The following is a 26,423-nucleotide window of genomic DNA, read 5'->3' on the forward strand; positions in this document are numbered from 1 at the left end:
ACTCGGTCAAATGTGGGAGCTGGCTTGCCTGCGATAGCAGTGGGTCAGCAATATATCTGTGGCTGACACACCGCTATCGCAGGCGAGCCAGCTCCCACATTTTTGACCGCGTTGTGCCTGGGAGAGTTATGCCGCTCGCTCATCCCCAGGGCTGCGCTCGAAGTAGCGCTTGTATTCCCGGCTGAACTGCGACGTGCTCTGGTACCCCACGCTATGGGCCGCCTGCGCCACACCCATCCCCTCCACCAACAGCAACTGCTGCGCCTTGAGCAACCGCAACCGCTTGAGGTACTGCACCGGCGACAACAGCGTGCAACGCTTGAAGTGTTCGTGGAACGTCGACGCACTCATGTGCGCATAACCCGCCAGCGTCTCGATATTCAGCGGCTCGGCGTAATGGGCATGCAGGTGATTCAACGAGGTCGCCACCCGGGAAAACTGCCCCTGCTGCTCCACCAGTGCCCGCAGCACATCCGCCTGTGGCCCGCGCAATGCGGTGAACAATAATTCCCGCACCCGCGCCGGGCCCATGATGCGGCTCTCCAGCGGATCGTGCAGGCATTGCAACAGCCGTTCGACGCAGCCACGCATGGCGTCATCCAGTACCACCGAACTCATGGACTCCAACGTCTGCGCCGCCGGCGGTGGCCCGGACTGGATACCCATCGCCATCACCAACTCACCCAGCACCACCCGGTCAATGCCCACCGTCACCCCCAACAGCGGCGCATTGGGCATGGCAAAGGTCTCGCATTCGAACGGCACCGGCATCGCCTGGATCAGGTAATGCCCGGCGCCGTATTCCAGGGTACGCGGGCCCAGGTAGGCGACCTTGCTGCCCTGGGCAACGATCATCAGGCTCGGTTCGTAAATCTGCGGGCCCCGCGCCACATCGCAACTGGCGCGCAACACCTGCACGCCCGGCAGGTTCGTGGGGGAGAAGCCATCACGGGGCGTCAGTGGTTCGATCAGGGCAACCAACGCGGCATTGGCGTCGACATGGCGGGTCAACAACATGGCAAAAACTTCGCGGAAAAGGGGATGAGACCATCATCGCAGGTCTGGCGCCACAGTGATCCAATCCAGGGGCACTCCCGGAGGAATAGGCATGAGACTCGGAGCAATCGCCATGGCCGCCCCAAGCCTCGGCGCGGAGAATGCGCCACCTCACCTGTCACTGCACCTGCGAGGTTTCTCCATGTACACCGCCATCGGTTATGCCGCTCAATCGGCCACCACTCCCCTCGCCCCCATGTCCTTCGAACGCCGTAGCCCACGCGCCGATGACGTGGCGATCGAAATTCTCTTCTGCGGCGTCTGCCACTCCGACATTCACCAGGCACGCAACGAATGGGGCATTGCCGTGTACCCGCTGATGCCGGGCCACGAGATCGTCGGCAAAGTCACCGCCGTCGGCGCCAGCGTCACTGCGCATAAAGTCGGCGACCTGGTGGGTGTTGGCTGCATGGTCGACTCCTGCCGTCACTGCGACGCCTGCCACGCCGACCTCGAGCAATACTGCCTCGAAGGCCCGACCATGACCTACGCCACCCCGGACCGGGTCGACGGCAGCAACACCATGGGCGGCTACTCCGACAGCATCGTGGTCAGCGAACACTTCGTAGTGAAGATCCCGGCCAAGCTCGACCTGGCCAGCGCCGCGCCGATCCTCTGCGCCGGCATCACCACCTACTCACCACTCAAGCACTACGGTGTGAAGGCTGGCGACAAGGTTGGGGTTCTGGGCATGGGCGGATTGGGCCATATGGGCATCAAGTTCGCCAAGGCCATGGGCGCGGAAGTGACATTGTTCACCCGCTCCGCGAGCAAGGCTGAAGAAGGCCGTCGCCAGGGTGCCGATCACGTGATCGTGTCCACCGATGCTGAACAGATGAAAGCCGCTGCCGGGCACTTCGATTTCCTGCTGGACACCATCCCGGTGCAGCACGACTTGAACCCCTACCTCGACGTGCTGCGCTTTGACGGCGTGCACATCCTGGTGGGCCTGATCGAGCCAGTCGACCCGCCCGTCAACGCTGCCAAGCTGGTGCTGGGCCGCAAGGTGCTGGCCGGTTCGTTGATCGGTGGGATTGCCGAAACCCAGGAAGTCCTGGATTTCTGCGCCGAGCACGGCATCACCTGCGACATCGAAATGCTCGACATCCGCCAGATCAACGAAGCCTACACCCGCATGATTGCCGGTGATGTGAAATACCGCTTCGTGATCGACATGGCGACCTTGAAGGTCTGATGATCGTTCCCACGCTCTGCGTGGGAACGCATGCTGTGACGCTCTGCGTCAACGTTGCGCAGGGCTTAAGTCCTGCTGGACGCGGAGCGTCCGAAGCGGCATTCCCACGCGGGAGCGTGGGAACGATCAGGCCTGATCAGGCCTTCGCACCCAACTCCGCTGACAGCCGCGCTGCGACCTGTTTGATCACAGGGATCAGCTCGGCCATTTTCTCCAGCGGCATGTAGGGCACGGTACTGGCGATGCTGATGCCGGCGACGATTCGCCGGCTGGCATCGCGCACCGGTGCCGCGACACAACGGATCGACGGTTCGTTGTCTTCCAGATCAAACGCATAACCGCCCGCCACGTATTCCTGCATGCGCTGTTCAAACTGCGCCCAGGATTGCTCGGGGTGCTGCGGCCACTGCAAGTTTTTCCCGCCCGTGGGCAGGCTGACCTGATACAGGCGCTGCCACTCTTCCACCGTGTCATCCAGCAACAACGCCTTGCCGATCCCGGTGCGCGCCAGCGGCATGCGATGGCCGACGCGCGAGCGCATTTCCGGGCCGTTGCGACCAGGGTTCTTGTGCAGGTACAGCACGTCGTCGTATTCGCGGATTGCCAGATGGATGGTGTCGCCAGTCAGCGCCGACAACTCGTCCAGGTATGGAACCGCCAGGCTTACCAGCGGCAATTCCTCGCGCGCCTGAAACCCCAACTCGATCAACTTGGGCCCCAGAAGATAGCCGACTTGCGGCACCACACGCAGGTACCGCTCTTCCACCAGGCAACTGGCCAGGCGGTGAGTGGTACTGCGGGTGGTGCCGATGCGCTTGGCAATCTCCTTGAGATCCCGCGCGCCGGCGGCCACTGCCTGCACCACGCCCAATCCGCGAAGCAGGGTCTGGGTGCCGGTGGGGGCGGCGTCTTTGACGGGAATGTGGGCGTTTTCCTGCATATCGGGCCTATTGGGAAGTACGAAAACGGCGAGCATTATGGCAAATGCGGACCAGCAAAACAGAGGAGATCAAAATGTGGGAGCGGGCTTGCTCGCGAATGCGGTTTTCCAGTGAGTGCATAGGCTGACTGACACACCGCTTTCGCGAGCAAGCCCGCTCCCACATTGGTCTTGTGGCGCCCTTTTTATCGTTGCTTCATCCTGTCGATGATCACCGCCAACAACAGGATCGAGCCGCGAATCACGTATTGGTAGAAGGTGTCGATGTTCTTCAGGTTCATCGCGTTCTCGATGATCGCCAGAATCAGCACCCCGGCAATCACATGCCGGATCATCCCGATCCCGCCGCTCAGCGACACCCCGCCCAGCACGCACGCCGAGATCACCGTCAACTCGAACCCCTGGCCAATCATCGGTTGCCCCGAGGTCATCCGCGACGCCAGGATCACCCCGGCCAAGGCGCCGATCACGCCGTGCACCGCAAAGATGATGATCTTGGTGCGGTCGACATTTACCCCGGCCAACAGCGCCGCTTCCTGGTTGCCACCGATGGCCATGGTGTTGCGCCCGTAGGTGGTGTAGTTCAGCAGCCAGCCAAAAAACACAAAGCACAGCACGGTGATGATGATCGGTACCGGCACGCCAAACAGCTGGCCGTTACCAAAGACGAAGAAGTTTTCGTCCATCACGCCCACCGCCTTGCCGTTGGAAAAGATATACGCCAGCCCGCGCACGATCTGCATCGTCGCCAGCGTCGTGATCAACGCGTTGATCCGCAGCTTGGCGATCACGATACCGTTGATCAGCCCCACCACCAGGCCCATGGCCAAAGCCGCCGACACGCCGAAGAACACGCTGTCGGTGTCGCGAATCACGATCCCCGCCACCACGCCCGAACAGGCGATCACCGAGCCCACCGACAAGTCGAAGTGCCCCGACGCCAGGCAAAACAGCATGGTGCAGGCCGCAATGCCCACGGTGGAAATCGCCAGTCCCAGGCCGCGCATGTTCAGCGGCGAGAGGAAGTTGTCGATGAAAATGGCACTGAGCACAAAGATGCTCAAAGCCGCCAGCAGCATGACCCAATCATCAAGAAACTTGCGCTGGTTGAACCCCGGCCAGAAGCTTCTTGCGGTTTTTACCTGTGACATACCCACCCCTCGTATTCTTCAGTCCCGCGTACGCGGAAGAGCCAGTTGCAGCAGCCGTGCTTCGTCCGCTTGATCGCGGGTCAATTCGCCGGTCAGGGCGCCTTCGCTCATCACCAGGATGCGGTCGGAGATGCCCATCACTTCCATCAGGTCGCTGGACACCACGATCACCGCAATGCCACTGGCCGCCAGGTTGTGGATGATCTGGTAGATCTCCGACTTGGCACCGATATCAATGCCGCGCGTCGGCTCGTCCAGCAACAACACTTTCATCGGCATCGACAGCCAGCGACCGAGAATCGCCTTCTGCTGATTGCCCCCCGACAGGAACAAAATCGGTTGGTCGGCAGACGGCGTGCGCACGTTCAACGCGCTGATCTGCCGCTGGGCGTTGGTGCGTTCCCAACCGCCCTGGATCAGCCAGCCGAAGCGCGCATGGTCGCGGCGCGCACTGATGTTGATGTTCTCCGCAACACTGGCGCGGGGCACGATGCCTTCCTTCTTGCGGTCCTCGGGGCAGAGCAACACGCCCGCCGCAATCGCATCCCGCGGCGTCTTGAACGTCTGCGCCTGGCCATGCAACAACAGTGCACCCTGGGTACTGCGGGACAGCCCGGCGAGCAGGCGCAACAACTCTGTGCGCCCTGCCCCGACCAGGCCAAACAGCCCAAGAATCTCGCCCTTGCTTACCTGCAGACTCACCGGTTCCTGTAACCCAGGCCCGAGCAACCCTTCGACTCGCAGCGCTTCACCGGAGTGCTCACGCGGCCTGTAGTCGTAGATGTCCTGGATATCCCGCCCGACCATGCAGTTGACCAACTGGTCGACGTTCAACTGCGCCATGTCCTCGAAGGTGCGCACGAAGCGCCCGTCCTTGAACACCGTCACCGCATCGCAAATCCGGAACACTTCTTCCATGCGGTGCGACACGTAGAGGATCACCCGGCCTTCATCCCGCAGCCGGGCGATGATCACCATCAGCCGCTCGATCTCGCGGGCCGAGAGGCTGCTGGTGGGCTCATCGAACGCAATCACATGGGCATTGCGCGACATCGCCTTGGCGATTTCCACCAGTTGCCGCTGGCCGAGGGACAGGCTGCCCAGGCGCATGTTCGGATCGATTTCATCCGCCAGGCCCTTGAGCAATTCCCGCGCCTTGCGCACCATCGCCCCGCGATTGACCACGCCAAAGCGCGACGGCATATGCCCCAGCAGCAGGTTCTCGGCGACGGTCATTTCCGGCACCAGTTGCAGCTCCTGGTGAATCACCGCGATGCCGCTGGCGATGCTGTCGGCCGCCGACTTGAAACTCACGCTGCGTTCGCCCAACTGCAAACTGCCGCTGTTGGGCGGATAAAAACCGCCGAGGATTTTCAGCAAGGTCGACTTGCCCGCGCCGTTCTCGCCCATCAGCGCATGCACCGAATGGGGCCGCGCTTCAAAGCTGATCTGCGCCAGGGCCTTCACCCCGGGAAACTCCTTGCCGATGCCGTTGAAGCGCAGGCTCTCTGCGGCGGCGCTGTTCATTTCCACAGACCGATCTTGCTCAACTCTTCCTTGAAGTTGGCGCGGGTGATCAGGGTCACGTTATCCAGGGCGGTGAACTTGGCCGGCTCGGTGCCTTTGGTCACCCACTCGAACATCGCGGTAGCGGTTTTATAGCCGGACGCATCGGGGCTGAGCAGCATCGAGCCGTAGAAACCGGTGTCGGATTTTTTCAGTTCTTCGATGGCGTCGGTGCCGTTGATGCCCACGCCGATCACATTCGGCGCCTTGAAGCCGGCGCTTTCGGTGGCGCGTACGCCGCCCAGTACAGTGCTGTCGTTCATGCCGCCAATCAGCAGGTTTTTCGCGCCGCTGGGCAGTTTCACCAGGGCCGAGTTGGTGGAGTCCATGGCGCCCGGCACGTCGAGGGTTTTCTGCGCGGTGAACAGAATGTGGTCAACCGGCAGGCCGGCGGCCTTGAGGCCTTCTACCGAACCGTCGGTGCGTTTCTTGCCGGTTTCCAGCTCGTCAAACGTATTGATGACGGCGTAGGTGTCCTTCCAGTCCCAGTTGCGATGCTTGGCTTCGGTGGCCATGGCTTCGCCTTGTTTCTGGCCGATCTTGTAGGCGTCCAGGCCAACGTAAGGCACGTCTTCCATGGGCTTGCCCTTGGCGTCGACGAAGCGGTCGTCCACCGCCAGCACTTTCAGGTTATTGAGCTTGGCCTTGGCCATGATCGCCGGGCCGAGGGACACGTCCGGCGGGCAGATGACGAAGCCCTTGGCGCCGTTGGCAGCGAGGGTATCGATGGCGGATAGGGTTTTCTCGCCATCGGGCACGGCGATCTTGATCACGGTGAAACCATGGTCCTTGCCGGCTTTTTCAGCGAAGGCCCATTCGGTCTGGAACCAAGGCTCTTCCGCCTGCTTGACCAGAAAGCCGATCTTTACTTCTTCGGCAGAGGCCAGGCCGCTGAGTGCCATTGTGAGTGCAAGGGTGCCTAGTGTCTTCTTGAGCATGAACCACCTCTTCTTGTTATTTGGAAACCTGTTAATCGTGGTACATCACCGACCGCCCGCCATCGATCATCAGGCAGGTGGCATTGATAAAGGGCGCCTCATCGGTCGCAAGAAACAGTGCCGTCATCGCCACTTCAATCGGCTGGCCGATGCGCTTGGGCGGGTGCAGGTCAAAGGCGCGCTGACGCTCGGCGTGGGGGTCGGCAAAGCCGTTCCAGTAATCGACGTTGAGTTGGGTTTCGATATAGCCCGGCGCGATGGCATTTACACGGATGCCCTTGGGTGCGTATTCGATGCCCAGTGCGCGGGTCAGCCCCAGCAGGCCGTGCTTGGCCACCGGGTACGGGAAGCAACCGGGAATGATGTGGCTGGAATGGGTGGAGGCGATATTGATGATGTTGCCGATGCCCTGCTCGATCATGTGCGGCAATACGGTGCGGCAGCCGTACCAGGCGCCGTCGAGGTCGATGGCGAAACAGCGGCGCCAGTCTTCGTCGGTCATTTCCAGCGGGTCGCGGAACACGTTGACGCCGGCGCAGTTGACCAGCACATCCACGCGGCCAAAGCGTTCGATGGCCACGTCCACCAGGGCGCGCCATTGATCCTTGGAAGTGATGTCGACGGCTTGCGCGTAGATCTGGGCGCCGCGCGCTCGCCAGTGAGCCGCGACCTTCTCGACCTTCTCACCCTGGATATCACCGATCACCAGGCGCGCCTGCTGGGCCTGGAAGCACGCGACGATGGCCTCGCCTATGCCTTGGGCAGCACCGGTGATGACCACGACTTTGTTCTTCAGTCGCTCGCCGTAAGTCGGCTCGGGCACCGGAGGTAAGGACAACGGTTGTGCCTGCATCGCTTCACCTGTTTTGTTTTTGGTAGTGAGTGCTGATGCGCAAGACTATAAACCCAGAAACCAAAACATCTCAATATATAAATTATCATCCCATATAGTGAGCAAACGTATAAAAAAACCGGCTGTGATAGCCGGCTCTTTATGGGCCTTCAACCTTGGGCGAAATCCCTCAAGGCATCGCCTTCCATGCGGTAGCGCACCCACTCTTCCTGTGGCTGGGCGCCGATGGATTTGTAGAACGCAATGGCCGGCTCGTTCCAGTCCAGCACGCTCCACTCGAAACGCCCACAGCCATTGTCGCAGGCGATTTTCGCCAGATGGCGCAGCAACTTCTTGCCCGCCCCGCCGCCGCGTTGCTCGGGGTTGATGTACAGGTCTTCGAGGTACAGGCAGTTGCTGCCGAGCCAGGTGGAGTAACTGAAAAAGAACACCGCAAAGCCGATCGGCAAACCGTCCCGCAGGCAGATCAGGCCGTGGGCGGTGGCGCCTTCGCTGAACAGGCTGCGCTCGATGTCCACCACGCTGGCGATCACTTCGTGCCGGGCTTTTTCGTAGTCGGCCAGCTCGGTGATGAAGGTCAGGATCTGCGCAGCATCGCTGGGCACGGCGGGGCGAATCTCGATGGTCATGGGCAGGCCTTGTCAGGGAAAGAGAGCACACATACTAAGGCGCTTTAATGACCGATTGCAGTGCAATTTCATTCGCGGCTAACCTGCAGGCTATCGACCTTTGAGAATCCCCATGCCCTTCACGCCCTTGACCGACCTCGCCGCGACGTTATTGCCTCACGCCCTTGAGCCTTCGGAAGACGGCGCCCATGACCTGTCCCATTTGCAACGGGTGTGGCACAACGTGCGGTCGATCCAGGCAGAGGAAGGTGGCGATCTGGAGGTGCTGCTGGCGGCGGTGCTGCTCCATGACTGCGTCGCGGTGGAGAAGAATTCGCCGTTGCGGTCCAAGGCCTCAACATTGGCGGCGGACAAGGCCGGGGAGATTTTGCAGGGGTTGGCGTGGCAGCCCGAGACGATCACAGCGGTGACGCATGCCATCGAGACCCACAGCTTTTCGGCGGGCCTGACGCCGGTAACGCTTGAAGCAAAGATTATGCAGGATGCCGACCGCTTGGATTCCCTGGGCATGATCGGCGTGGCCCGCACGTTTTACATCGCAGGGCGCATGGGCAGCGGGCTGTACGACCCGGCGGACCCAACGGCACAGCGCCGTGAGTACGACGACAAGCGCTTTTGCCTCGACCATTTCCAGACCAAGCTGCTGCATCTGGCGGGCGGATTTCAGACGCCGACGGGGCAACGCATGGCCCTGGCGCGCCATGAGCGGCTGAAGGGATTCATGGACCTGTTCATCGAAGAAATCGGCACACCATACTCCGCTGCGGGCTAACCCAAGCACCGCGAACCACAGAACAATCCCGCGCGCCGTGCATGGTAAAAAGTTGGGCATAAATCCAACAGACGCAAGGCTTCTCCATGCACGCCTCACCTGCGGTTGGTGGAAAACTGTTCGCTCTTTTCTACCTCGCCAGCTACCTGCTTTCCTTGTCCTATGGCTCGACATTCTTGCTGTCGCTGCTGATCCATTCACGCGGCGGCAACGAACACGACGCCGGCAGCGTGATCTCCATGGCAATGCTCAGCACCTTTGTGGCGGTGCTGGTTTCCGGGCATCTGGCGGACCTGCTGGGAGCCGCCAGGTCGATTGCCCTGCTCGGCGTATTGCTGGTGGTGGCATGCCTGGGCTTTGCGCTGACACCGGGATTTGGCGAGGGCTTGATGTTCTTTGGCTTGTCGTTGGGATTGGGCTGGGGCGTGTTCTATACGCTGGGGCCGATCATCGTGGCGATGCTGGTGGAACCGGCGCAGCGGGCCAAATATTTCGCCTTGCTGTCGGGCAGCATGATGACCGGAATCGGCTCCGGGCCGCTGCTGGGGCGGGCGGCAAGTGCGCTGGATTTTTCGTTGACGGCGGCATTTTTTATTGCGGCGCTGGCGAGCCTTACGGGCGTGGTGATTTTCTGGCGTCTGGGTCGCGCCCTCAGTCAGCACGCTGCGCCGGCGTCGAAGATTTCCTGGTCGGCCACGCGCCAGGTGCTGTCATCGAAAGCGCTGTTCGCGATCATCATGGTGGGCCTCGGCGGTTGCGTGTTTGGCGGGTTGTCGAGTTTCCAGACCAGCTACGCGGCGCTGCACGGGCTGGACTATTCGCTGTTCTTCCTAGGCTTCATGAGTGCGGCGATTACCAGCCGCCTGCTGATCGCCGGCATCGTGGTCAAGCGTGATCCGTATTGGGCGGCGTGTGTGCTGTCGGGGTTGATGCTGGTGTCGATTTTCCTGTTCGGCTTCAGGGTCAGCGGCAATTACAGCTACCTGCTGGCAGCCGTCACCCTGGGCGTCGGTTATGGCCTGACGTATTCGGTGATCAATGGTTTGGCCGCCAACGAGGCACCCGCTGGCACCACCTCCCAGGCGTTGCTGTTGTTCAGCCTGGCGTACTTTATCGGAGTGTTCGGTTTCCCGCTGCTGGCGGGCAAGGTCATCGTCGAATACGGCATGCCGACCCTGTTGATGAGTGTGCTGGCCGTGGCGTTGCTCAACTGGCTGATCACAATCGTGCGGCTGATCTGGCGCCGAATCGCGTCACACAAAATCTTACAAGCGACGTAAGACCGTTCGTCGGTATCGAGGCACGAATCGCAAACAGGGGCGGACCAATATCAGGTAAGGACATTAATCATATGGAGACACCATCATGACGACTTCCAAATTTGCCGCCCTCGCCCTCACCGGTTTGCTGTCTGCGGTTTCGCTGAGCAGCTTTGCCGCCTCCACAGGTTCCAGCACCGGCCCGACCGACCCTGTCGGCAGCCCGCCCAACCCGGCCACTCAAGAGTCGAAGGACTCGATGGGCACCGGCATGGACACCAACGGCGGCGCCATCATCGACAACAGCAGAGACCCACGCACCCAGGGCGACGACACCAATCGCAACAGCGGTGCGGTGCCTAACGGCAAAATGGGCCCTGGCGCCACTTCACCTTCGATCAATAAAGGCGATGACTCCAACATCCCTGGTGCGCCAAAACAGCCAGCGCCTTAATCCGCGAGAAAGACGAACACCCAACCATTTCCCAGTGAAGAGGTATGCATGAACGTCGATCACAACCTTGAAAAAGAAGTCCTCACCCGTCTGCTCCACGCTCATCCCAGTGGGTTGGGCAAGGAAGTGCTGGACAACTACCGAGGTGAAAAAGTGGTGGCCAGCGCCTTGGCCACCTTGCAGGACCGCGGGTGGATCAAGGAAGGCCATGTGACCTGCAACGATGCCGGGGAACACGCGCTGAACCTGCCGATCAAGCTCACCGCGTCCGGCGTGGAAGCGGCTCGCAAGCTGGAAAGCGAAGCGGGCCAGTAACGCACTTTGTCTGGCCTGGCCCTTCGCGAAGGGCCAGAACCAGGAGGAGTATCGCAATGCCTCGTGGAAGCAAAGCCAAATACACCACCGAACAGAAGCGCAAGGCCGCTCATATCGAAGCGAGTTATGAGCACCAGGGCTTGTCGAAAGAAGAAGCCGAGGCCCGGGCCTGGGCCACCGTCAACAAGCAGTCTGGCGGCGGCGAAAAGGCCGGCGGTTCAGGCCAGCACAAGGCCCCGGCGAAGAAGTCCCAGGACCGGCATGAGTCGGCCAAGCGGGCTGCGGCCAGTCGTGAAGGGCATCCGCGTAACAGCAGGGTTTCGCTGAGTACACAGACCAAGGAAAGCTTGCTGAAGGAAGCGCGCGCCAAGGACATTTCCGGGCGCTCGACGATGCGTAAAGATGAGTTGATTGAGGCGCTGAAAAAGGCCGGTTAAAGCGGATTAAAATGTGGGAGCGGGCTTGCTCGCGAAGGCGGTGTATCAGTGCCAGATTCATTGGCTGACCCACCGCCTTCGCGAGCAAGCCCGCTCCCACATTTTTTGATCGGGTTTGCAGCCAAGGAATCAGCGGTGGGCGGCCACCAGTAGCATCATTGGGCGCTCAAGCTCTTCTGCCAGTGCGGGGCGGACCTTCAGATCCGCTTCGCTCGGGCCCCACTCGTCGACATGAGTCAGGGTGAACCCTGCCTGGATCAACAGCGTCAGCAACGTGCCTACCGTGCGATGCTGCTTGATCACGCCATCCGCCAACCAGTTGGTTACCCGTGGTCCTTCCAACTGATAGCCGTCCACCGGCCAGCTCTTGCGCCCTTGCTCATCAATCAGCCAGCCCGGTTGCCGAGGCGCCATGAAGATCGGGTGCTCGATGGAAAATACCAACCGGCCACCTGGCACCAACGCTTGATGGATGCGCGCGAACAGGCCTTTCAGATCGACGATGTAATGAAACGCCAATGAGCTGTAGGCCAGGTCGAAAGCGACATCCGGAAGGTCGAGTTTTTCCAGGTCGGCGATGCCGTAAGTAATCGCCGAAGAGGACGTCATCTCCTTTGCTCGCGCCAGCATCTTTTGCGAGACATCCAGCCCCAGCACCTGTTCGGCGCCCTGCTCCTGGGCCCAGCGACTGAACCAGCCGTAGCCGCAACCCAGGTCCACCACTTTCAACCCTGGCATCGGCGGTAGCATGGCTTGCAACGCCGGCCACTCCGGAGCGCCGGCGAGGCCTTCTACCGAGCGGCCCATCTTGCTGTAGCCCTCGAAGAAAACCTCGGTGTCGTAGATGTTCTGGGTCATGACGCTGCTCCGTGCTGAATGGCGACTATTCTGCCGAATCAGCCCGCACTCAACAACGCGTCCACTTCAGCAGTGCCCGGTGACGTGGCCGGGCCCCAGCGCGTGACGGCCAATGCCGCCGCCGCATTCGCGCGACGGGCCGCAACCGCCGGCGCCAGGCCATTGGCCAGGCCGGCGATAAACACCCCGGCGTGAGCATCGCCGGCACCGTTGCTGTCCACCGCCTTGACCTTGAATCCCGGCACATGTTCGGCCTGGCCATTACGGCTGACCCAACAGCCATTCGGCCCATCGCGCACCACCAGCAAGGTGTCGGCGGACAGGTGGTCGTTGAGCTTGAGCAATGCGCCCGCAAGGTCGCTGGCGCCGGTGAAGGCCAGTGCTTCCGGACCGTTGCTGGTCCAGATGTCGATACGCGGCAACAGGGCGACCATCAAGGCCGAGTCCGGTGCCTTCACCAGCGGGCCCGGATCGAACACCACGGTGATCTCCCGCGGCAACGCCAGCAGCCAATCGAGCAACGCCCGGGCCTTGCCCTCCAGGAGCAGGCTGTAGCCGCTGACGTACACATAGTCGTCGGCGTGGGGCACTGCGCTGGCCAGGTCTTGCGCCAGCAGGTCACCTTCGGCGCCGATATGGGAGATGAAAGTACGCTCGGTAGTGGCTTCGGTCAGGGACACACACAGGCCGGTGTCTTTGTCGTCGCTGGCAGCCAGGGCCATTTCAATGCCTTCGGCTTGCATGGCCGCACGTGCCAGATCACCGAAGCGGCCGTTGCCGTGACGGCCCAGATACACGACCGGTAACCCGTTGCGTCGGGCGGCGGCCATCACGTTGAAGCCGCCGCCGGCTTCGAAGCTGGCGGAGTTGGCCAATACATCGCCGCCGGTGGCGGGCAACGTGTCGAGGGACATGACCAGGTCGACGATGACCTGGCCGCTGTGCAGCAATCTAGACATTAGCGCTCTCTACCAAAGCCGGACGACGATCAGCCGCGCCACCCAGTACCGCATAAATCCCGCCGGCCACCAGGAAGGTGACGATCCAACCCAGGCCGTTATGGCCCAGCCACGAATCGGACAGCGGCCCGGCGAACCAGATGTTCTCGGCCGTCGTGCCGATGGTGGTGAAGCTGAAACCCAGCACAATCGCAATCGCCCAGGCGCCAAATGCACGCCATTCAACCCCGCCGCGATACCAGTAGGCACTGCTTGGCGTCACGTCCAGCAGGTCTTTGGGGCTGTAGTAATGGCGATGGATCAGGTCGACCACAAAGATCCCGACCCAGGCGGTGATTGGCACCGCCAGCAACGAGATGAAGGTGATGAACGGACCATAGAAACTGTCGGCGATCAGCATGAAGTAGATCGACCCGGCGAAGATCGCGACGATGTCGACGATCACCGCGTGCACGCGCTTGACCTTCAAGCCGAGGGTCAAGGTGGTGAGGCCAGCCGAGTACACCGACAGGTTGTTGGACAGCAGCAGCCCGCCAAACGCGGTGATCAGGTATGGCACGGCCATCCAGGTCGGCAGCATGTCGCGGATCGCGATGATCGGGTCAGTGGCCGACGCCAGGTCGTTATTGCCCACCGACAGCAGGCCGCCGAGGGTGATCAACAGCACCAGCGGAATCCCCGCACCGAAGGCGGCAGACGCTACCAGGCGCACGGCCTTGACGCTGCGGTGCTGGTAGCGCGACATGTCGGCACCGGCGTTGGCCCAGCCGATGCCGGTACCGGCCGCCATGGTGCCGATGCCGATGATCATCGCGCTCAACGGCGCTGGCGTGGCGTTGAACACCGCGCTCCAGTCGATGGTGGCGCAGAGGAAACCGCCCACCAGGATATTCAGTGCGCCGAACACGTAGGTGGCCCACTTCTGGATCACCAGCAAGGTGGCGTGGCCCAGGCCCGATACGGCGAGGGTCAGCAGCACGAAGATGCCAATGAACAGCAGGGTCAGTACCGGCGCGCTTTTGGCGGCAACCGGCGAGTTGAACAGGATCGAGCACAACGACAGCAGCACGAATGCCGCCGTGGTGGTGTTGACGGTTTCCCAGCCCAGGCGCGACATCAGCGACACCAGGGTCGGGCCGATATTGCCGCGTACGCCGAAGATCGCCCGGGACAGGGTCAAGCTCGGGGCACGGCCACGACGGCCGGCGATGGAGATGATGCCCACTACCGCAAACGAGCCGGCGGCGCCGAGGATTGCGACGATGATCGCCTGCCAGATCGCCAGGCCCCGAAACGCCACAAGGGTCGCGCCCAACGGCAAGCCGAGGATGCTGATGTTGGCCGCAAACCAGACCCAGAACAGTTGCAGCGGATGGCCGTTGCACTCGCCTTCCGGGACCGGCTCGATGCCGCGTGTTTCCAATTGCCCGGCGCTTTGGCCGGAAGAGGACGTACTCATGGTGGGGTGCTCCTGATGCCTGTTTTTTTGTGGTTGTGGCAGGTTGGCAAGTTGAATCTGTGTTCCGGTCGTCCTGACTCGGCGCGATCAATGTGGGAGCTGGCTTGCCTGCGATAGCGAAGTGTCAGCCGATGATGCATTCACTGATCGACCGCTATCGCAGGCAAGCCAGCTCCCACATTTTTGATCTGCGGTGCTCAGCGCAGATCGAGCAGGCCTTGGACCAAGGGTTCCAGTTCCAGGCCGTTAACCTGCTTGACCTGCTCAATCATCGCCTCAGGCCAGCACTGCATCCCCAGGCACGCACCGAGCATTGCGCCGAGAATCGCGGCGATGGTGTCGGTGTCGCCGCCAAGGCTGGCGGCCATGCACAGGGCTTCGAAGGCATTCACTTCACCCACCGCGACTTGCTGTGCGAGGGCAAACGACACCACCACCGATTCCTGGGACGCCACCGAGGTGCCGATCAATTCGTAGAGCAGGTCGGTAAACAGCGCCTTGTCGCCGCTGTCGACGCTCAAGGTGCGCGCCCAACTGATGCGGGTGGCGATGCGCCCACCGGCAATCCAGTGGCCATGGTTTTCCGCCTGCTGGGCGATCTGGGTGCCGATGTTCAGCGCTTCGCCCAGGTCGACACCGTTGATCCCGGCGGAAACTACCGCGGCCACGGCTGCGGCGCTGGAGATGCCCAGGTTGGTGTTGTGTGTGACCTGGCACGCCTGGATCACCGCCTGGATAAACTGCGCAGGGTCATTGACGTCCGCCGCGATGCCCACCGGGGTGATGCGCATGGCGGCGCCATTGGTAGTGCCGTAGCGCCCGGATTCTTCCGGGGTATGGCCCGCCAGGATCATGTCGATCGCCCGTTTGGTGGACGGGCCCAGCAAATCCTGGGATCCCTTGGCGCGCATCACCGCTTCCCAGTCGATCAGGCGCTGGGCCAGTTCGGTGGGTTCAATCTTGCCTTGGCCGTCTACCAGCAACTGGCCGACGAGAATCGCCTGTTCGGTGTCATCGGTGATCGACCCCTTGGGCATGTTCGGTGCGATCGGCTGATCGGCGTCGGCATCTTCCAGGGCGGTGATCGCGCCGAAACGCGCCTTGACCTGCTCGCGGCTCAGGGACTGGGTGGGCATGCCCAACGCATCGCCCAGGGCCAGGCCATAGAAGGCGCCGAGGGCGCGGGTGGTGGCGGTCATGTCGGTGTTCCAAATTGAAGGTGCAGGCGGAAGTGCAGAGGGTCGAGCAGGCTTTCGACGGATTCCATGAACCGGTCCTGCCGGTCGTACGTGGTGCGCAGGGCCTTGAGGAACACCGTGCCCACCGGCCGCCCCAGCAATTGGGCGTCTTCTTCGTTCAACGGCTCGGCACCGATCCATTGGCTGCCGGTGGCGCCGACGTAGCCGTAGGCTGCCAGGGTGATGGTCAGGGAGTTATCGATCAGGCCGACTTGCGGCAGGCTCTCGAGACCACCGGAGGCCGGCATCAGCGAGCGCTCCAGGGACACGAGCGTGCCGTCGGCGGCGCGACGGCGGCGATCGAGGGCGATGAATTGGTCACTGCCGTGACTGCTGAGCAGGTCCGGGCGGGTAACTGCTTCCAGGCGCAGGATTTCGGAGGTGACCACGGCGCCGGTGTCGGCGAGGGCCTGGGCCCAGCCGCTGCGCTGGTCGAGCACCATACCGTCGAAAGTGACGATGGAGCCCACACCGCTCTGAGTGGCGATGTAGCTGCGGCGCTTGAGTTCGGCCAGGGCTTCACGCAGGGTGCCGCGGCTGACGGAAAACTCTTCGGCCAACTGATGCTCGCCTGGCAGCAGGACACCGTCAGCCATCACTCCACCCTCGATACGGCGGATCAGCTCGTCGACGACGCGTTTTTTCTTATCAAATCGGACATGTCTAATCATGTACAAATTGATAACCGAAAGCGCCCGGCTACAGCAAGAGAATTATTTCAGAGGAAGGGAGAAATCAGCCTCAGGGCTCCAGGCCGATGGGGAAAAATACCCCGCCGCTCCAGACGCCAAGCCAGTTCTTACCGTTGATCGGACGGGTCACCGCCAACTCCACCAACTGATAGAACGCATTGCGATGGACCAGGGCTTCGAGGTTGGTGCGCACCCGCAGGTATGGCGAGGGTTCCTGGGTTTCCGGGTCGATCACCACCCGCAGCGGATGCTCGATACCGGCCTCGACCTGCTCATCCACGTTGGTGGTAAAGCGCAGGACCTGGCTTCCGCCCTGCCCTTCGACTTCCAGGGTCACGGCGACGAAGGGCGCGTCATCGACCTTGATCCCGACCTTTTCCACCGGGGTGATCAGGAAGTAATCATCGCCATCGCGGCGGATGATGTTGGAGAACAGCTTGACCATTGGCTTGCGGCCAATCGGCGTGCCCATATAGAACCAGGTGCCATCGCGGGCAATGCGCATGTCGATATCGCCGCAAAAATCCGGGTTCCACAGATGCACCGGTGCGGGCCCCTTGCCCTTGGGCAATTGCGCCAACAGGTCATTGGCCTTGGCCGAATCGCTCATGCTGTACTCCTTGTGTCTTACTGATCGCTCATGCCCAACAGGCTGCGCGCGTAGTGCGCCAGGGGCTTGCCGATCAGATCATCAGGCTTGTTGTCGTGGAACGTCAGTAAACCGCCACGGCTGTGAATCCGCACAGTATCAATCAAATACTGGGTGCTGGTCTCAATCAACATGACCTGAATGGTGCCGGTGTCGATACCCAGGCGATCCACCGCCTCCTGGTCAGACCATTCATCGGCGTTGCCGATCCGGTCATCCGCCTGGGCAAAGCGGCAGTACAGCAGGTAATGCGCACCGGCCGCGCGTGCTTCAGACATTGCCTGTTCCAGGCCTTCGGGTTTGCGGGCGCGGCGGACCATCGGGAAGTATTCGACAAAGCCGTTGAAGGCTTCCTCGGCCACCACGTTAGGCCGTGGATAGGCGCTGCCCGGCGGGGTGAAGGCGCCCTGGGCGATGAAAACGAAGGAGTCCGGCTGTATGCGGACCGAATTGACGCGGCGAGTATCGCTGTGGTCCAGCAGCCCGGCGTCGCTCATCTGATAGCGCGTGCCTTCGGCCATATCACTGACGGTCATGCAGCCACCCAGCGCGAGTGACGCCAGCACCAAAACCAGACTACGCATCCTAATTCTCCAAAGGCCGGTGACGGAAAACCGGCGAATGGGCACGAGATGCAGATTTTGCGCCAGCTTGCGGGACTAGCCGCCGATGATCTTCATGATGGTGGCGCCGCCGGAGAATGCCACTTCCTGCTTGTCGCCCAAGGCCTTGACCAGCAAGCGCTGCAAGGCCGGCAGAGCCTGGTGGCGGGGTTTGTCCAGCAGGTCGCCGACGTAGTGGCGGTTGCTCGACGACAGGCAGCCATGCAGCCAGCCGGTGGACGACAGGCGCAAACGCGAGCAGGTCCGGCAGAACGGCACACTTTCATTGGCGATGACACCGAAGAAGCCTTTGCCGGGCACTTCGTAACGCACGGCAGTGGCGTCCACCGGAGCGTTGGCTTGCAGGTATTCGTGTTGTTCGCCGATCAGGCTGAGCAATTGCTGGAGGCTGACGAATTGCTGCAGGAACGCGTTGGAGTCGGTGGCCAAGTGGCCCATGCGCATCAATTCGATAAAGCGCAGCTCGTAGCCACGCTCCAGGCAGTAGTCGAGCAGCGGCATCACCTGATCAAGGTTCTGGCCGCGCAATGGCACCATGTTGACCTTGATCTTGATTCCGGCGGCGCTGGCCTGGTCCATGCCATCAAGCACAGTCGCCAGGTCGCCACCGCGAGCGATGCTGCGGAAGGCGTCGGCGTCCAGGGTATCGAGGGAGACGTTGATCCGGCGAATGCCTGCCTTCACCAGCAGCGGCAGTTTGCGCCCCAGCAGTTGGCCGTTGGTGGTCAGGCTGATGTCACTGAGGCCCATCTGCCCCACTGCGCCCATGAAGGCTTCCAGCTTGGGACTGACCAACGGTTCACCACCGGTAATGCGCAGGCGTTCAATGCCAGCAGCCTCGATCAGGTACTCGACGCCACGAGCCATTGCCTCGGCCGACAGTTCGTCCTGCGCAGCCACCAGCCGCTTGCCGTTGGGCACGCAGTAGGTACAGGCGTAATTGCAGGCTGAGGTCAGGCTGATCCGCAAATTGCGGAATCGCCTGCCTTGACGATCAACGATCATGGATCACTCCGGCAGAGGATAATTCGGGCACGCCAAAACCTGACTGAAAAATCAAGTTTTAGCAAGGTCCTTGCCTGAGTATATTCCTGGGTTACTGCGCTGGGCAGGAAATCATATCGCCATCACGCTGGCGAATGATTCAAGTGGCCGGCGTTTCAGCGTTCGGCAAATCGGTGCTGTGCTTGCGCTTGTTGCCCATGCGCACGCCGATGTCCATCAGGAATTGGAAGAAGCCTTCCTGGTCTTCCAGCACATTGCTCCAGAATGGCGAGTGGTACAGCGCCACGGCGCCGTGCACCAACGCCCAGGCAGCGCAGTAGTGGAAATACGGCGGCACGTCTTCAAGCTTGCCTTCGCTGATGCGGCCCTTGATCAGCAGGGTCAGGCGCTCGAAGTTCGAGGCGCGGATCTTGTGCAACTCCTCGACCATTTCCGGCACCTGATGGCCTTTCACCACTTTCTCTTCCAGGCGATCAAACAGGCGGTAGCGCTGCGGGTCACGCATGCGGAACTCAAAGTAGGCGCGGGACAGCGCTTCCTTGTCCTTGTCGACATCGGCCGAGTGCAGCAGCTCGTTCAGGTCGCGCTCGTAGTCGAGCATCAGGCGCAGGTAGATCTCGGCCTTGGACTTGAAGTGCTTGTAGATGGTGCCTTTGCCGATACCCACGGCATCCGCAATCATCTCGACGGTGACGCTGTCTTCACCCTGGTCGAGGAACAGCTTGAGTGCGGTGTCGAGAATTTCCTGCTCGCGGCGGCGAAACTCACGGACCTTGCGGGGTTCTTTGTGCATAAGAAAAAGGTCTGCAGAGATGGATATTGGGAGGGTGGCGTGCCCCAAGCGGTGCTTGTCGGAACGTTTTACCCGGTGCGCGGGATTATCCCGACTGAACGGTCGTTGGGCAACGCCTATATGAACAACCTTTGCACTTAACTTACAGCACGCCAACGAATCAGCCGATTTGAGTCAGAAATAAAACGGGGGATTGCCACCTGTGCATCGCACCCCATGAGAACTCAACCGAAGCGCGCGTATTCCAAATCTGTTTAAAAAACGATCAGATGCGGCTGGACTGAATCGGATACTGATCAATACTTGAAATGTCGGCGTGGCATCTCCCCCAAGTGACGCGTCGACCTGGGTACCGACGGACTGCGTGCCCTTGTTTTACTCCTAATGGTCTTAGCCCGGATTCACCCCCCAGAACCCGGGTTTTTTTTGCCTGCGATTTAGTGGCCGACGTGGGCCAGCGGGAACAGACGCTTGAAGTTCTCGGTGGTCTGTTCGGCGAAGCGCTCGTAGGATTCGCCCCGCAGCATCGCCAGGTAATCCGCCACATCACGTACGTATTCCGGCAGGTTGGGTTTGCCGCGATGAGGAATTGGCGCCAGGTACGGCGAATCGGTTTCCACCAGCAGGCGGTCTGCCGGTACCTGGCGCGCGACATCCCGCAGGGCGTCGGCGTTGCGGAAGGTCACGATGCCCGACAAGGAAATGTAGAAGCCGAGGTCGAGGGCGGCCTTGGCCATGTCCCAGTCTTCCGTGAAGCAATGCAGCACACCGGCCTGGGGCAGCGCGGCCTCGCGCAGCAGGGTCAGGGTGTCGGCACGGGCGCCACGGGTGTGGACGATCACGGGTTTGCCAGTCTGCTGGGAGGCTTGCAGGTGCAGACGGAACGACGCCTGCTGCAACTCGGCGGCTTCCGGTTCGTAGTGGTAATCCAGGCCGGTCTCGCCGATGGCCACCACGCGTGGGTGATTGAGTTCGCCGAGCAGCCAGTCGAGGGCCGGGGCTTCGCCAGGCTTCAGGTCCAGCGGGTGAATGCCCACCGAGCAATCGACGTCGGCATAACGATCGGCCAGGGCTTTGACGTCGGCGGCGTTTTCCGCACTGACGCCGATGCACAGGAAGTGCCCTACCCCGCGCTGGCGCGCGGCTTCGAGAGCGGCGTCAAGGGAGCCGTCGTGCTGGGCCAGGTCGAGGCGATCAAGGTGGCAATGGGAATCTACGAGCATAGGGATCTACAACTTGAGTCACGGAAAGTGTCTGGCCAACGATACACCCGTCGGCCGTTGAAATTAACGGCGGCCGAGCAAGCCGACCCATTGCACCAGCAAGGCCTCAAGCAACAGCACGCGGTTGAGGTTGGCCTTGCCCAGGACCTTCTGGCGCTGGGCGAGGATCCAGTCCTGAATGTTCAAGACCTTGTCCTGGGCACTCTTCTGCGCGAGGTATTGCACCACCTTGCGCATGTCCGCCAGGCCCAGGCCGTTTTCGTCCTGGGTCAGCTGGTAGCGCAGGATCAGGCTCGACCAGTCGCAGAACCAGTCGAACAACAGCAACAAGGGAATGTCTTTCCATGCGCTTTCGGCCAGTTGCGTTGCAGACAGTTCCTGCTTGAGCAACTTCTTCACGCCATCCACCACCAACGCACGCTGTTCACGTACGCCTTGGGCCTGGAGTTTGACCGCCGCCAGGGGCGAGCCGGCCGCCAGGGTCAGCAACTCGACGCGCTCGGCCTCGCCACACTCCGGCAGTGCCTGGGCCAGCCATTGCAGGCTCATGGCTTCGCTCGGCAACGGGCAGGCCTGTTGCACACAGCGGCTGCGGATGGTCGGCAGCAGGCGGCTGGACTGGTGGCTCACCAGCAGTAGCACGGTATCGCCGGACGGTTCTTCCAGGCTCTTGAGCAAGGCGTTGGCCGCGTTGATGTTCATCGATTCCACTGGCTCGATCAGCACCACTTTGCGCCCGCCCATCTGCGCGGTCTGCACCACGAAGCTGACCAGATCACGCACCTGGTCGACCTTGATCGCCTTATCGGCTTCTTCAGGCTCCAGCAGGTAGTTATCCGGATGGCTGCCAGCCTTGAGCAGCATGCAGGATTTACATTCTCCGCACGCCTCAAGGCCGTTGGGCCGCTGGCACAACAAGCTGGCCATCAGCCGCTCGGCCAGGGCGCGCTTGCCGATGCCCACCGGGCCGTGGAGCAAGTAGGCGTGGGCGTGCTGGGCACGGCCAGCCAGTTGCTGCCAGAGGCTGTCCTGCCACGGATAGGTTTCAGCCACGGACACGCTCCACAAGCTTCGGCAACAGGGCGTCGATGCACTGCTGAACCTGAGTCAGCGGTTGCGCGGCGTCCAGCAGGTAATAACGGGCGGGGTCGGCTTCGGCTCGCTTGAGAAACTCGCTGCGCACAGCTTCAAAAAACACTCGGGTTTCCAGTTCGAAACGATCGAGGCGACCCCGGGCGGTGGCGCGGGCCATGCCGACTTCCACCGGAAGGTCGAACACCAGGGTCAGGTCGGGCCGCAAATCGCCCTGGACGAAGGTTTCCAGCGTCGCAATGCGCTCAAGGGACAAGCCACGACCGCCGCCCTGATAGGCATAGGTGGAATCGGTAAACCGGTCACAAATCACCACCGCGCCACGGGCCAGCGCCGGGCGAATGACTTCGGCCAGGTGCTGGGCGCGGGCAGCAAACACCAGCAGCAGCTCGGTGTCGGGGTTCATCTGTTCGTCGCCCGGGGTCAGCAGCACTTCACGAATGCGCTCGGCCAGCGGCGTGCCGCCGGGCTCGCGGGTCAGCAGCACCTCGATACCTTCGGCGCGCAGGCGCTCGGCCAGGTATTCGCGGTTGGTGCTTTTGCCGGCGCCTTCCGGGCCTTCCAGGGTAATAAACAAGCCAGTCACAGGCAGTCCTTAGTCAGAGTCATTGCGAGCTTTGCGGCGCGGTGTCATCGGGTGCAGGAGTCGGCTCGGCGGGCGTATCAACCGGTGCGTCTTCAGGTTTCGCCGCCGATGCGGGCGCGGGCGCCGGGCTGGAACGGTAATCGGCACGACGCTTCATCTGAAACTCGCGCACCGCCGCGTTATGGGCATCCAGGTTATCCGAGAAGATATGGCTGCCGTCGCCACGAGCGACAAAATACAGGCTGCTACCGGCCACCGGGTTCAGCGCGGCATGAATCGCCTCACGTCCGACCATGGCAATCGGCGTCGGCGGCAGGCCGGCGATCACATAGGTGTTGTAGGGCGTGGCTTCCTTGAGGTGCGCACGGGTCAGCTTGCCCGTGTAGCGCTCGCCGAGGCCGTAGATCACCGTCGGGTCGGTTTGCAGCAGCATGCCGATCTGCATGCGTCGCACGAACACTCCGGCGATCTGGCCGCGCTCTTCCGGCACGCCGGTTTCTTTCTCGACCAGCGAGGCCATGATCAGCGCTTGATAGGGTTCGGTGTACGGCGCATCGGCGGCGCGTTTGCTCCACTCCTGGGCGAGGACATCGTCCAGACGGTTGTAGGATTTTTTCAGCAGTTCGACGTCGCTCATGCCACGTACGAAGCGGTAGGTGTCGGGGAAAAAGCGGCCTTCAGGGAAGACACCAGGGTGGCCGAGTTTTTCCATCACCTCACTGTCACTCAGGCCAGACAGGGTTTGCTCGATCTTTTCATGCTTGGCCAGGGCGGCGCGTACCTGGCGGAAGTTCCAGCCTTCCACCAGCGTGATGCTGTACTGCACCACTTCGCCACGCTGCCACAAACCGATCAGGCCCTCGGCGGTGAGGCCCGGGGTCATGCGGTATTCGCCGCTGTGCAGCGGCTGGCCGTCGAGGTTGAAGCGCCAGTAGAGACGCAACCAGAACGCATCCTTGAGCACGCCGTCGTTTTCCAGACGATTGAAGGTGCCGGTGGGCGTCGCGCCGGCCGGTACGTCCAGCAATTGCTCCTGGGTCAGATTCAGCGGCTGCTCAAGGGCCGAGTTCAGCTTCCAGGCCGAAGCGCCCAGCAGCAAACCCGCCAGGACCAGACCGATCTCCAGCAACAATACAAATTTACGTCTCAAATCAAATATCCAATAGTGCGCGAACAATGCCCTGCAGTTTACGGGTGAGCGGCCCAACCGACCAGCTCATCGCAGCACATCCGCGCACCGGCCAAATGCCATATACGCTGTTGCACACAAAGACTTCGTCGGCCCGGTGCAGCTGTTCAAGGCTGATATCGGCCACGCTCGTCGGAATGCCCAACACCTGCGCCTGGGCCAACACCTCGGCCCGCATGACGCCGGCGACGCCGCAGCGCTTCAGATCAGCGGTCAGCAACACGCCGTCACACACCAGGAACAGGTTGCTGAACACGCCTTCGATGACTCGACCGGACATATCCAGCATCAAACCTTCAGCGTGATCGGCATCCTGCCACTCGGCGCGGGCGAATACCTGTTCCAGGCGATTGAGGTGCTTGAGGCCGGCAAGCAAAGGTTGCTCGGACAAACGGGTGGTACACGCAAACAGGCGAATGCCTGACGCTGCATGTTCCGGGGGATAAGTGGCAGGTGGACTGCCTTGCAGAATGCGTCGCGGGGGAGCGCCGACGCTGATGCCGTAACCGCGCTGGCTGTCGCCACGGGTCAGGATCAATTTGAGTACACCCTCGCCCAAGGCGGCGGCATAGGCCAGCAATTCGCTGCGGATCAACGGCTGATCCGCAACAATCGCCAACCGCCTGCAGCCCTCATCGAGGCGCTGCAGGTGGCGGTCGAGCAACACAGGCTGCCCGGCCTTGACGGCAATGGTCTCGAACAGGCCATCACCGTACGCCAGGCCACGGTCTTTCAGGGGCACTGCGCCCGCCGGCTGACCGTCAACCCAGCTTTCCATCACTCGGCGAACCGGCGGAACACCAGGGAACCGTTGGTACCACCAAAGCCGAAGGAGTTGGACAACACCACGTCGATCGGCATCTTCTGCGCCTCATTAGGCACGAAGTTCAGGTCGCAGCCCTCATCCGGCTCATCGAGGTTGATGGTCGGCGGAGCGACCTGATCCTTGATGGCCAGCACACTGAAGATCGCCTCGACCGCGCCCGCCGCACCCAACAGGTGGCCGGTCATGGACTTGGTGGAGCTGACCGCCAGCTTGTAGGCGTGCTCGCCGAACACCGACTTGATGGCCTCGGCTTCCGCCAGGTCGCCCGTCGGGGTCGAAGTGCCGTGGGCGTTGATGTACTGCACCTGGTCAGCGTTGACCTTGGCATCACGCAACGCATTGGTGATGCAGCGGGCAGCACCCGCACCGTCAGACGGCGGCGAGGTCATGTGGTACGCATCACCGCTCATGCCGAAGCCAATCAGCTCGGCGTAGATGGTGGCGCCACGGGCCTTCGCGTGCTCCAGCTCTTCGAGCACCAGCGCACCGGCGCCGTCGGCCAGTACAAAGCCGTCACGGCCCTTGTCCCAGGGACGGCTGGCGCGGGTCGGTTCGTCATTGCGGGTCGACAGTGCACGGGACGCGCCGAAGCCCCCCATGCCCAGGCCGCAGGCGGCCATTTCGGCGCCGCCAGCGATCATCACGTCGGCTTCGTCGTAGGCGATATTGCGCGCCGCCATGCCGATGCAGTGAGTGCCCGTGGTGCACGCCGTAGAGATGGCGTAGTTAGGCCCCTGGGCACCCAAGTGGATGGACAGGAAACCGGAAATCATGTTGATGATCGAGCCAGGCACGAAGAACGGTGAAATTCGACGGGGGCCAGACTCGTGCAACGTGCGGCTGGTTTCTTCGATATTGGTCAGACCGCCAATACCCGAACCCATGGCCACGCCGATGCGCTCACGGTTGGCGTCGGTGACTTCCAGGCCGGCATTACGCACCGCCTGAAAACCGGCTGCCAGGCCGTATTGAATGAACAGGTCGAGTTTGCGGGACTCTTTGACCGAGAGATATTCCTCGACATTGAAGTCCTTTACCGAGCCGCCAAAACGGGTGGAATAGGCAGAAAGGTCCGTGTGTTCGATCAGACCAATACCACTGCGGCCAGCCAGAATGCCCTGCCAACTGCTCGGCACATCTGTACCCAGTGGCGACAACATACCCATACCGGTGACTACGACGCGTCTACGCGACACAGCACTCTCCTTTTTCTAATGACGACACTTTGCATCAGGCTTAAAGGAAAAAACCGCACGCCATAGGGCAGTGCGGTTTTTCCATCACAGCAAGCGACGATTACAAACTATTACGCCTGGTGGCTAGTAACGTAGTCGATGGCAGCTTGAACGGTAGTGATTTTTTCAGCTTCTTCGTCCGGGATTTCGGTCTCGAATTCCTCTTCCAGAGCCATCACCAGCTCAACGGTGTCAAGGGAGTCGGCACCCAGGTCTTCAACGAAGGAAGCAGTGTTGGTCACTTCTTCTTCTTTAACGCCCAGTTGCTCAGCAACGATTTTCTTGACGCGCTCTTCGATGGTGCTCATACCGTGTTTTCACTCCTAATGGACAAATTCAGGCAGCTGGCCAGTGGGTAAGTGTATAGAAAGGCTTTTCAGCTTTTCAACTGAAAGCTTCACCCTCGTACCCTATTAGCCATCTGCCTATAA

29 protein-coding genes are annotated in these 26,423 nt (G+C 61.5%); 6 read left to right on the plus strand and 23 right to left on the minus strand.

Annotated elements, in window-relative coordinates:
• Nucleotides 1–126: 126 nt before the first annotated feature.
• The gene (locus tag JFU58_RS01695; protein WP_004371227.1) at nt 127–1,017 is read right to left on the minus strand and encodes an AraC family transcriptional regulator; all 891 of its coding nucleotides are present in this window, start codon (nt 1,015–1,017) and stop codon (nt 127–129) included.
• Nucleotides 1,018–1,198: 181 nt separating this feature from the next.
• On the opposite strand from JFU58_RS01695, the gene JFU58_RS01700 reads away from it, so the two are divergent.
• Nucleotides 1,199–2,251: an NAD(P)-dependent alcohol dehydrogenase gene (locus JFU58_RS01700; RefSeq protein WP_093210189.1), complete on the plus strand. Its 1,053-nt coding sequence runs from the start codon at nt 1,199–1,201 to the stop codon at nt 2,249–2,251.
• 136 nt (nt 2,252–2,387) lie between these two features.
• On the opposite strand, the gene JFU58_RS01705 is transcribed toward JFU58_RS01700, so the two are convergent.
• From JFU58_RS01705 to JFU58_RS01730, 6 genes are all read right to left on the minus strand, one after another.
• On the minus strand, nt 2,388–3,191 hold the full coding sequence (locus tag JFU58_RS01705; RefSeq protein ID WP_063027980.1) for an IclR family transcriptional regulator: 804 nt from the start codon (nt 3,189–3,191) through the stop codon (nt 2,388–2,390).
• Between the two features lie 185 nt (nt 3,192–3,376).
• The gene (gene araH / locus JFU58_RS01710) at nt 3,377–4,342 is read right to left on the minus strand and encodes an L-arabinose ABC transporter permease AraH (RefSeq protein ID WP_026077769.1); all 966 of its coding nucleotides are present in this window, start codon (nt 4,340–4,342) and stop codon (nt 3,377–3,379) included.
• Between the two features lie 18 nt (nt 4,343–4,360).
• A complete protein-coding gene (gene araG / locus JFU58_RS01715) occupies nt 4,361–5,869 on the minus strand; it encodes an L-arabinose ABC transporter ATP-binding protein AraG (RefSeq protein WP_093207359.1) in 1,509 nt (502 codons plus the stop codon).
• The gene (locus JFU58_RS01720) at nt 5,866–6,846 is read right to left on the minus strand and encodes a substrate-binding domain-containing protein (protein ID WP_063027976.1); all 981 of its coding nucleotides are present in this window, start codon (nt 6,844–6,846) and stop codon (nt 5,866–5,868) included. The genes araG and JFU58_RS01720 overlap by 4 nt, the downstream gene beginning before the upstream one ends.
• A gap of 31 nt (nt 6,847–6,877) precedes the next feature.
• Entirely contained in the window at nt 6,878–7,699 is an 822-nt protein-coding gene (locus JFU58_RS01725; protein WP_063027974.1) for an SDR family oxidoreductase, read from the minus strand.
• A gap of 149 nt (nt 7,700–7,848) precedes the next feature.
• Nucleotides 7,849–8,328 (minus strand): GNAT family N-acetyltransferase, encoded by a 480-nt coding sequence (locus JFU58_RS01730; protein WP_004371239.1) that lies wholly within the window; start codon nt 8,326–8,328, stop codon nt 7,849–7,851.
• Nucleotides 8,329–8,440: 112 nt separating this feature from the next.
• On the opposite strand from JFU58_RS01730, the gene JFU58_RS01735 reads away from it, so the two are divergent.
• The 5 genes from JFU58_RS01735 (at nt 8,441) to JFU58_RS01755 (ending at nt 11,565) form a co-directional block, all read left to right on the plus strand.
• Entirely contained in the window at nt 8,441–9,100 is a 660-nt protein-coding gene (locus JFU58_RS01735; RefSeq protein WP_063027970.1) for an HD domain-containing protein, read from the plus strand.
• A gap of 86 nt (nt 9,101–9,186) precedes the next feature.
• Entirely contained in the window at nt 9,187–10,380 is a 1,194-nt protein-coding gene (locus JFU58_RS01740; RefSeq protein WP_201139741.1) for an MFS transporter, read from the plus strand.
• An 85-nt stretch (nt 10,381–10,465) separates the two neighbouring features.
• Nucleotides 10,466–10,813 carry a hypothetical protein gene (locus tag JFU58_RS01745; protein ID WP_063027966.1) on the plus strand — a complete coding sequence of 116 codons (348 nt, stop codon included), beginning with the start codon at nt 10,466–10,468 and terminating at the stop codon, nt 10,811–10,813.
• A gap of 48 nt (nt 10,814–10,861) precedes the next feature.
• Nucleotides 10,862–11,128: a hypothetical protein gene (locus JFU58_RS01750; RefSeq protein ID WP_017475797.1), complete on the plus strand. Its 267-nt coding sequence runs from the start codon at nt 10,862–10,864 to the stop codon at nt 11,126–11,128.
• Between the two features lie 56 nt (nt 11,129–11,184).
• The gene (locus tag JFU58_RS01755; protein WP_201139742.1) at nt 11,185–11,565 is read left to right on the plus strand and encodes a termination factor Rho; all 381 of its coding nucleotides are present in this window, start codon (nt 11,185–11,187) and stop codon (nt 11,563–11,565) included.
• Between the two features lie 129 nt (nt 11,566–11,694).
• Here the strand turns inward: JFU58_RS01755 and JFU58_RS01760 are convergent, their stop codons facing one another.
• The 16 genes from JFU58_RS01760 to acpP all read right to left on the minus strand — a co-directional run bounded on the left by JFU58_RS01760 (nt 11,695) and on the right by acpP (nt 26,300).
• Nucleotides 11,695–12,423, minus strand: coding sequence for a class I SAM-dependent methyltransferase (locus JFU58_RS01760; protein WP_201139743.1), 729 nt, complete (start codon nt 12,421–12,423; stop codon nt 11,695–11,697).
• Nucleotides 12,424–12,461: 38 nt separating this feature from the next.
• Complete coding sequence (locus tag JFU58_RS01765) at nt 12,462–13,382, minus strand: PfkB family carbohydrate kinase (protein WP_201139744.1); 921 nt, start codon at nt 13,380–13,382, stop codon at nt 12,462–12,464.
• Nucleotides 13,375–14,841: a purine-cytosine permease family protein gene (locus JFU58_RS01770; protein ID WP_063027958.1), complete on the minus strand. Its 1,467-nt coding sequence runs from the start codon at nt 14,839–14,841 to the stop codon at nt 13,375–13,377. The genes JFU58_RS01765 and JFU58_RS01770 overlap by 8 nt, the downstream gene beginning before the upstream one ends.
• 197 nt (nt 14,842–15,038) lie before the next feature.
• Nucleotides 15,039–16,040, minus strand: coding sequence for an ADP-ribosylglycohydrolase family protein (locus JFU58_RS01775; protein WP_063027956.1), 1,002 nt, complete (start codon nt 16,038–16,040; stop codon nt 15,039–15,041).
• On the minus strand, nt 16,037–16,750 hold the full coding sequence (locus JFU58_RS01780; RefSeq protein ID WP_093207336.1) for a GntR family transcriptional regulator: 714 nt from the start codon (nt 16,748–16,750) through the stop codon (nt 16,037–16,039). The genes JFU58_RS01775 and JFU58_RS01780 overlap by 4 nt, the downstream gene beginning before the upstream one ends.
• 70 nt (nt 16,751–16,820) lie before the next feature.
• Complete coding sequence (locus JFU58_RS01785) at nt 16,821–17,381, minus strand: DUF1285 domain-containing protein (RefSeq protein ID WP_201139745.1); 561 nt, start codon at nt 17,379–17,381, stop codon at nt 16,821–16,823.
• Between the two features lie 17 nt (nt 17,382–17,398).
• A complete protein-coding gene (locus JFU58_RS01790) occupies nt 17,399–18,004 on the minus strand; it encodes a DUF4823 domain-containing protein (RefSeq protein WP_063027950.1) in 606 nt (201 codons plus the stop codon).
• A gap of 75 nt (nt 18,005–18,079) precedes the next feature.
• Nucleotides 18,080–19,048, minus strand: coding sequence for a GTP 3',8-cyclase MoaA (locus JFU58_RS01795; protein WP_201139746.1), 969 nt, complete (start codon nt 19,046–19,048; stop codon nt 18,080–18,082).
• Nucleotides 19,049–19,187: 139 nt separating this feature from the next.
• Nucleotides 19,188–19,841: a TetR/AcrR family transcriptional regulator gene (locus JFU58_RS01800; RefSeq protein WP_004371278.1), complete on the minus strand. Its 654-nt coding sequence runs from the start codon at nt 19,839–19,841 to the stop codon at nt 19,188–19,190.
• Between the two features lie 437 nt (nt 19,842–20,278).
• A complete protein-coding gene (locus JFU58_RS01805; protein ID WP_201139747.1) occupies nt 20,279–21,064 on the minus strand; it encodes a TatD family hydrolase in 786 nt (261 codons plus the stop codon).
• Between the two features lie 63 nt (nt 21,065–21,127).
• Nucleotides 21,128–22,117, minus strand: a complete 990-nt coding sequence (locus tag JFU58_RS01810; RefSeq protein ID WP_093207318.1) for a DNA polymerase III subunit delta' — start codon at nt 22,115–22,117, stop codon at nt 21,128–21,130.
• Nucleotides 22,110–22,742 (minus strand): dTMP kinase, encoded by a 633-nt coding sequence (gene tmk / locus JFU58_RS01815; RefSeq protein ID WP_177025747.1) that lies wholly within the window; start codon nt 22,740–22,742, stop codon nt 22,110–22,112. The genes JFU58_RS01810 and tmk overlap by 8 nt, the downstream gene beginning before the upstream one ends.
• 19 nt (nt 22,743–22,761) lie before the next feature.
• Nucleotides 22,762–23,892 carry an endolytic transglycosylase MltG gene (gene mltG, locus JFU58_RS01820; RefSeq protein ID WP_201139748.1) on the minus strand — a complete coding sequence of 377 codons (1,131 nt, stop codon included), beginning with the start codon at nt 23,890–23,892 and terminating at the stop codon, nt 22,762–22,764.
• Between the two features lies 1 nt (nt 23,893).
• Nucleotides 23,894–24,709: an aminodeoxychorismate lyase gene (pabC, locus tag JFU58_RS01825; protein ID WP_201139749.1), complete on the minus strand. Its 816-nt coding sequence runs from the start codon at nt 24,707–24,709 to the stop codon at nt 23,894–23,896.
• A complete protein-coding gene (gene fabF, locus JFU58_RS01830; protein ID WP_201139750.1) occupies nt 24,709–25,953 on the minus strand; it encodes a beta-ketoacyl-ACP synthase II in 1,245 nt (414 codons plus the stop codon). Before fabF ends, pabC begins: the two co-directional genes overlap by 1 nt.
• 110 nt (nt 25,954–26,063) lie before the next feature.
• On the minus strand, nt 26,064–26,300 hold the full coding sequence (gene acpP, locus JFU58_RS01835; protein WP_010165887.1) for an acyl carrier protein: 237 nt from the start codon (nt 26,298–26,300) through the stop codon (nt 26,064–26,066).
• Nucleotides 26,301–26,423: the final 123 nt, after the last annotated feature.

It is taken from the genome of Pseudomonas sp. TH34 (genome assembly GCF_016650865.1).
Taxonomy (GTDB): Bacteria; Pseudomonadota; Gammaproteobacteria; order Pseudomonadales; family Pseudomonadaceae; genus Aquipseudomonas; species Aquipseudomonas yamanorum.

Bases quoted from the DNA above. Each gene is read 5' to 3' on its own strand.
- JFU58_RS01695 (WP_004371227.1), bottom strand. From the start codon at position 1,017: ATGTTGTTGACCCGCCATGTCGACGCCAATGCCGCGTTGGTTGCCCTG.
- JFU58_RS01700 (WP_093210189.1), top strand. From the start codon at position 1,199: ATGTACACCGCCATCGGTTATGCCGCTCAATCGGCCACCACTCCCCTC.
- JFU58_RS01705 (WP_063027980.1), bottom strand. From the start codon at position 3,191: ATGCAGGAAAACGCCCACATTCCCGTCAAAGACGCCGCCCCCACCGGC.
- araH (WP_026077769.1), bottom strand. From the start codon at position 4,342: ATGTCACAGGTAAAAACCGCAAGAAGCTTCTGGCCGGGGTTCAACCAG.
- araG (WP_093207359.1), bottom strand. From the start codon at position 5,869: ATGAACAGCGCCGCCGCAGAGAGCCTGCGCTTCAACGGCATCGGCAAG.
- JFU58_RS01720 (WP_063027976.1), bottom strand. From the start codon at position 6,846: ATGCTCAAGAAGACACTAGGCACCCTTGCACTCACAATGGCACTCAGC.
- JFU58_RS01725 (WP_063027974.1), bottom strand. From the start codon at position 7,699: ATGCAGGCACAACCGTTGTCCTTACCTCCGGTGCCCGAGCCGACTTAC.
- JFU58_RS01730 (WP_004371239.1), bottom strand. From the start codon at position 8,328: ATGACCATCGAGATTCGCCCCGCCGTGCCCAGCGATGCTGCGCAGATC.
- JFU58_RS01735 (WP_063027970.1), top strand. From the start codon at position 8,441: ATGCCCTTCACGCCCTTGACCGACCTCGCCGCGACGTTATTGCCTCAC.
- JFU58_RS01740 (WP_201139741.1), top strand. From the start codon at position 9,187: ATGCACGCCTCACCTGCGGTTGGTGGAAAACTGTTCGCTCTTTTCTAC.
- JFU58_RS01745 (WP_063027966.1), top strand. From the start codon at position 10,466: ATGACGACTTCCAAATTTGCCGCCCTCGCCCTCACCGGTTTGCTGTCT.
- JFU58_RS01750 (WP_017475797.1), top strand. From the start codon at position 10,862: ATGAACGTCGATCACAACCTTGAAAAAGAAGTCCTCACCCGTCTGCTC.
- JFU58_RS01755 (WP_201139742.1), top strand. From the start codon at position 11,185: ATGCCTCGTGGAAGCAAAGCCAAATACACCACCGAACAGAAGCGCAAG.
- JFU58_RS01760 (WP_201139743.1), bottom strand. From the start codon at position 12,423: ATGACCCAGAACATCTACGACACCGAGGTTTTCTTCGAGGGCTACAGC.
- JFU58_RS01765 (WP_201139744.1), bottom strand. From the start codon at position 13,382: ATGTCTAGATTGCTGCACAGCGGCCAGGTCATCGTCGACCTGGTCATG.
- JFU58_RS01770 (WP_063027958.1), bottom strand. From the start codon at position 14,841: ATGAGTACGTCCTCTTCCGGCCAAAGCGCCGGGCAATTGGAAACACGC.
- JFU58_RS01775 (WP_063027956.1), bottom strand. From the start codon at position 16,040: ATGACCGCCACCACCCGCGCCCTCGGCGCCTTCTATGGCCTGGCCCTG.
- JFU58_RS01780 (WP_093207336.1), bottom strand. From the start codon at position 16,750: ATGATTAGACATGTCCGATTTGATAAGAAAAAACGCGTCGTCGACGAG.
- JFU58_RS01785 (WP_201139745.1), bottom strand. From the start codon at position 17,381: ATGAGCGATTCGGCCAAGGCCAATGACCTGTTGGCGCAATTGCCCAAG.
- JFU58_RS01790 (WP_063027950.1), bottom strand. From the start codon at position 18,004: ATGCGTAGTCTGGTTTTGGTGCTGGCGTCACTCGCGCTGGGTGGCTGC.
- JFU58_RS01795 (WP_201139746.1), bottom strand. From the start codon at position 19,048: ATGATCGTTGATCGTCAAGGCAGGCGATTCCGCAATTTGCGGATCAGC.
- JFU58_RS01800 (WP_004371278.1), bottom strand. From the start codon at position 19,841: ATGCACAAAGAACCCCGCAAGGTCCGTGAGTTTCGCCGCCGCGAGCAG.
- JFU58_RS01805 (WP_201139747.1), bottom strand. From the start codon at position 21,064: ATGCTCGTAGATTCCCATTGCCACCTTGATCGCCTCGACCTGGCCCAG.
- pabC (WP_201139749.1), bottom strand. From the start codon at position 24,709: ATGGAAAGCTGGGTTGACGGTCAGCCGGCGGGCGCAGTGCCCCTGAAA.
- acpP (WP_010165887.1), bottom strand. From the start codon at position 26,300: ATGAGCACCATCGAAGAGCGCGTCAAGAAAATCGTTGCTGAGCAACTG.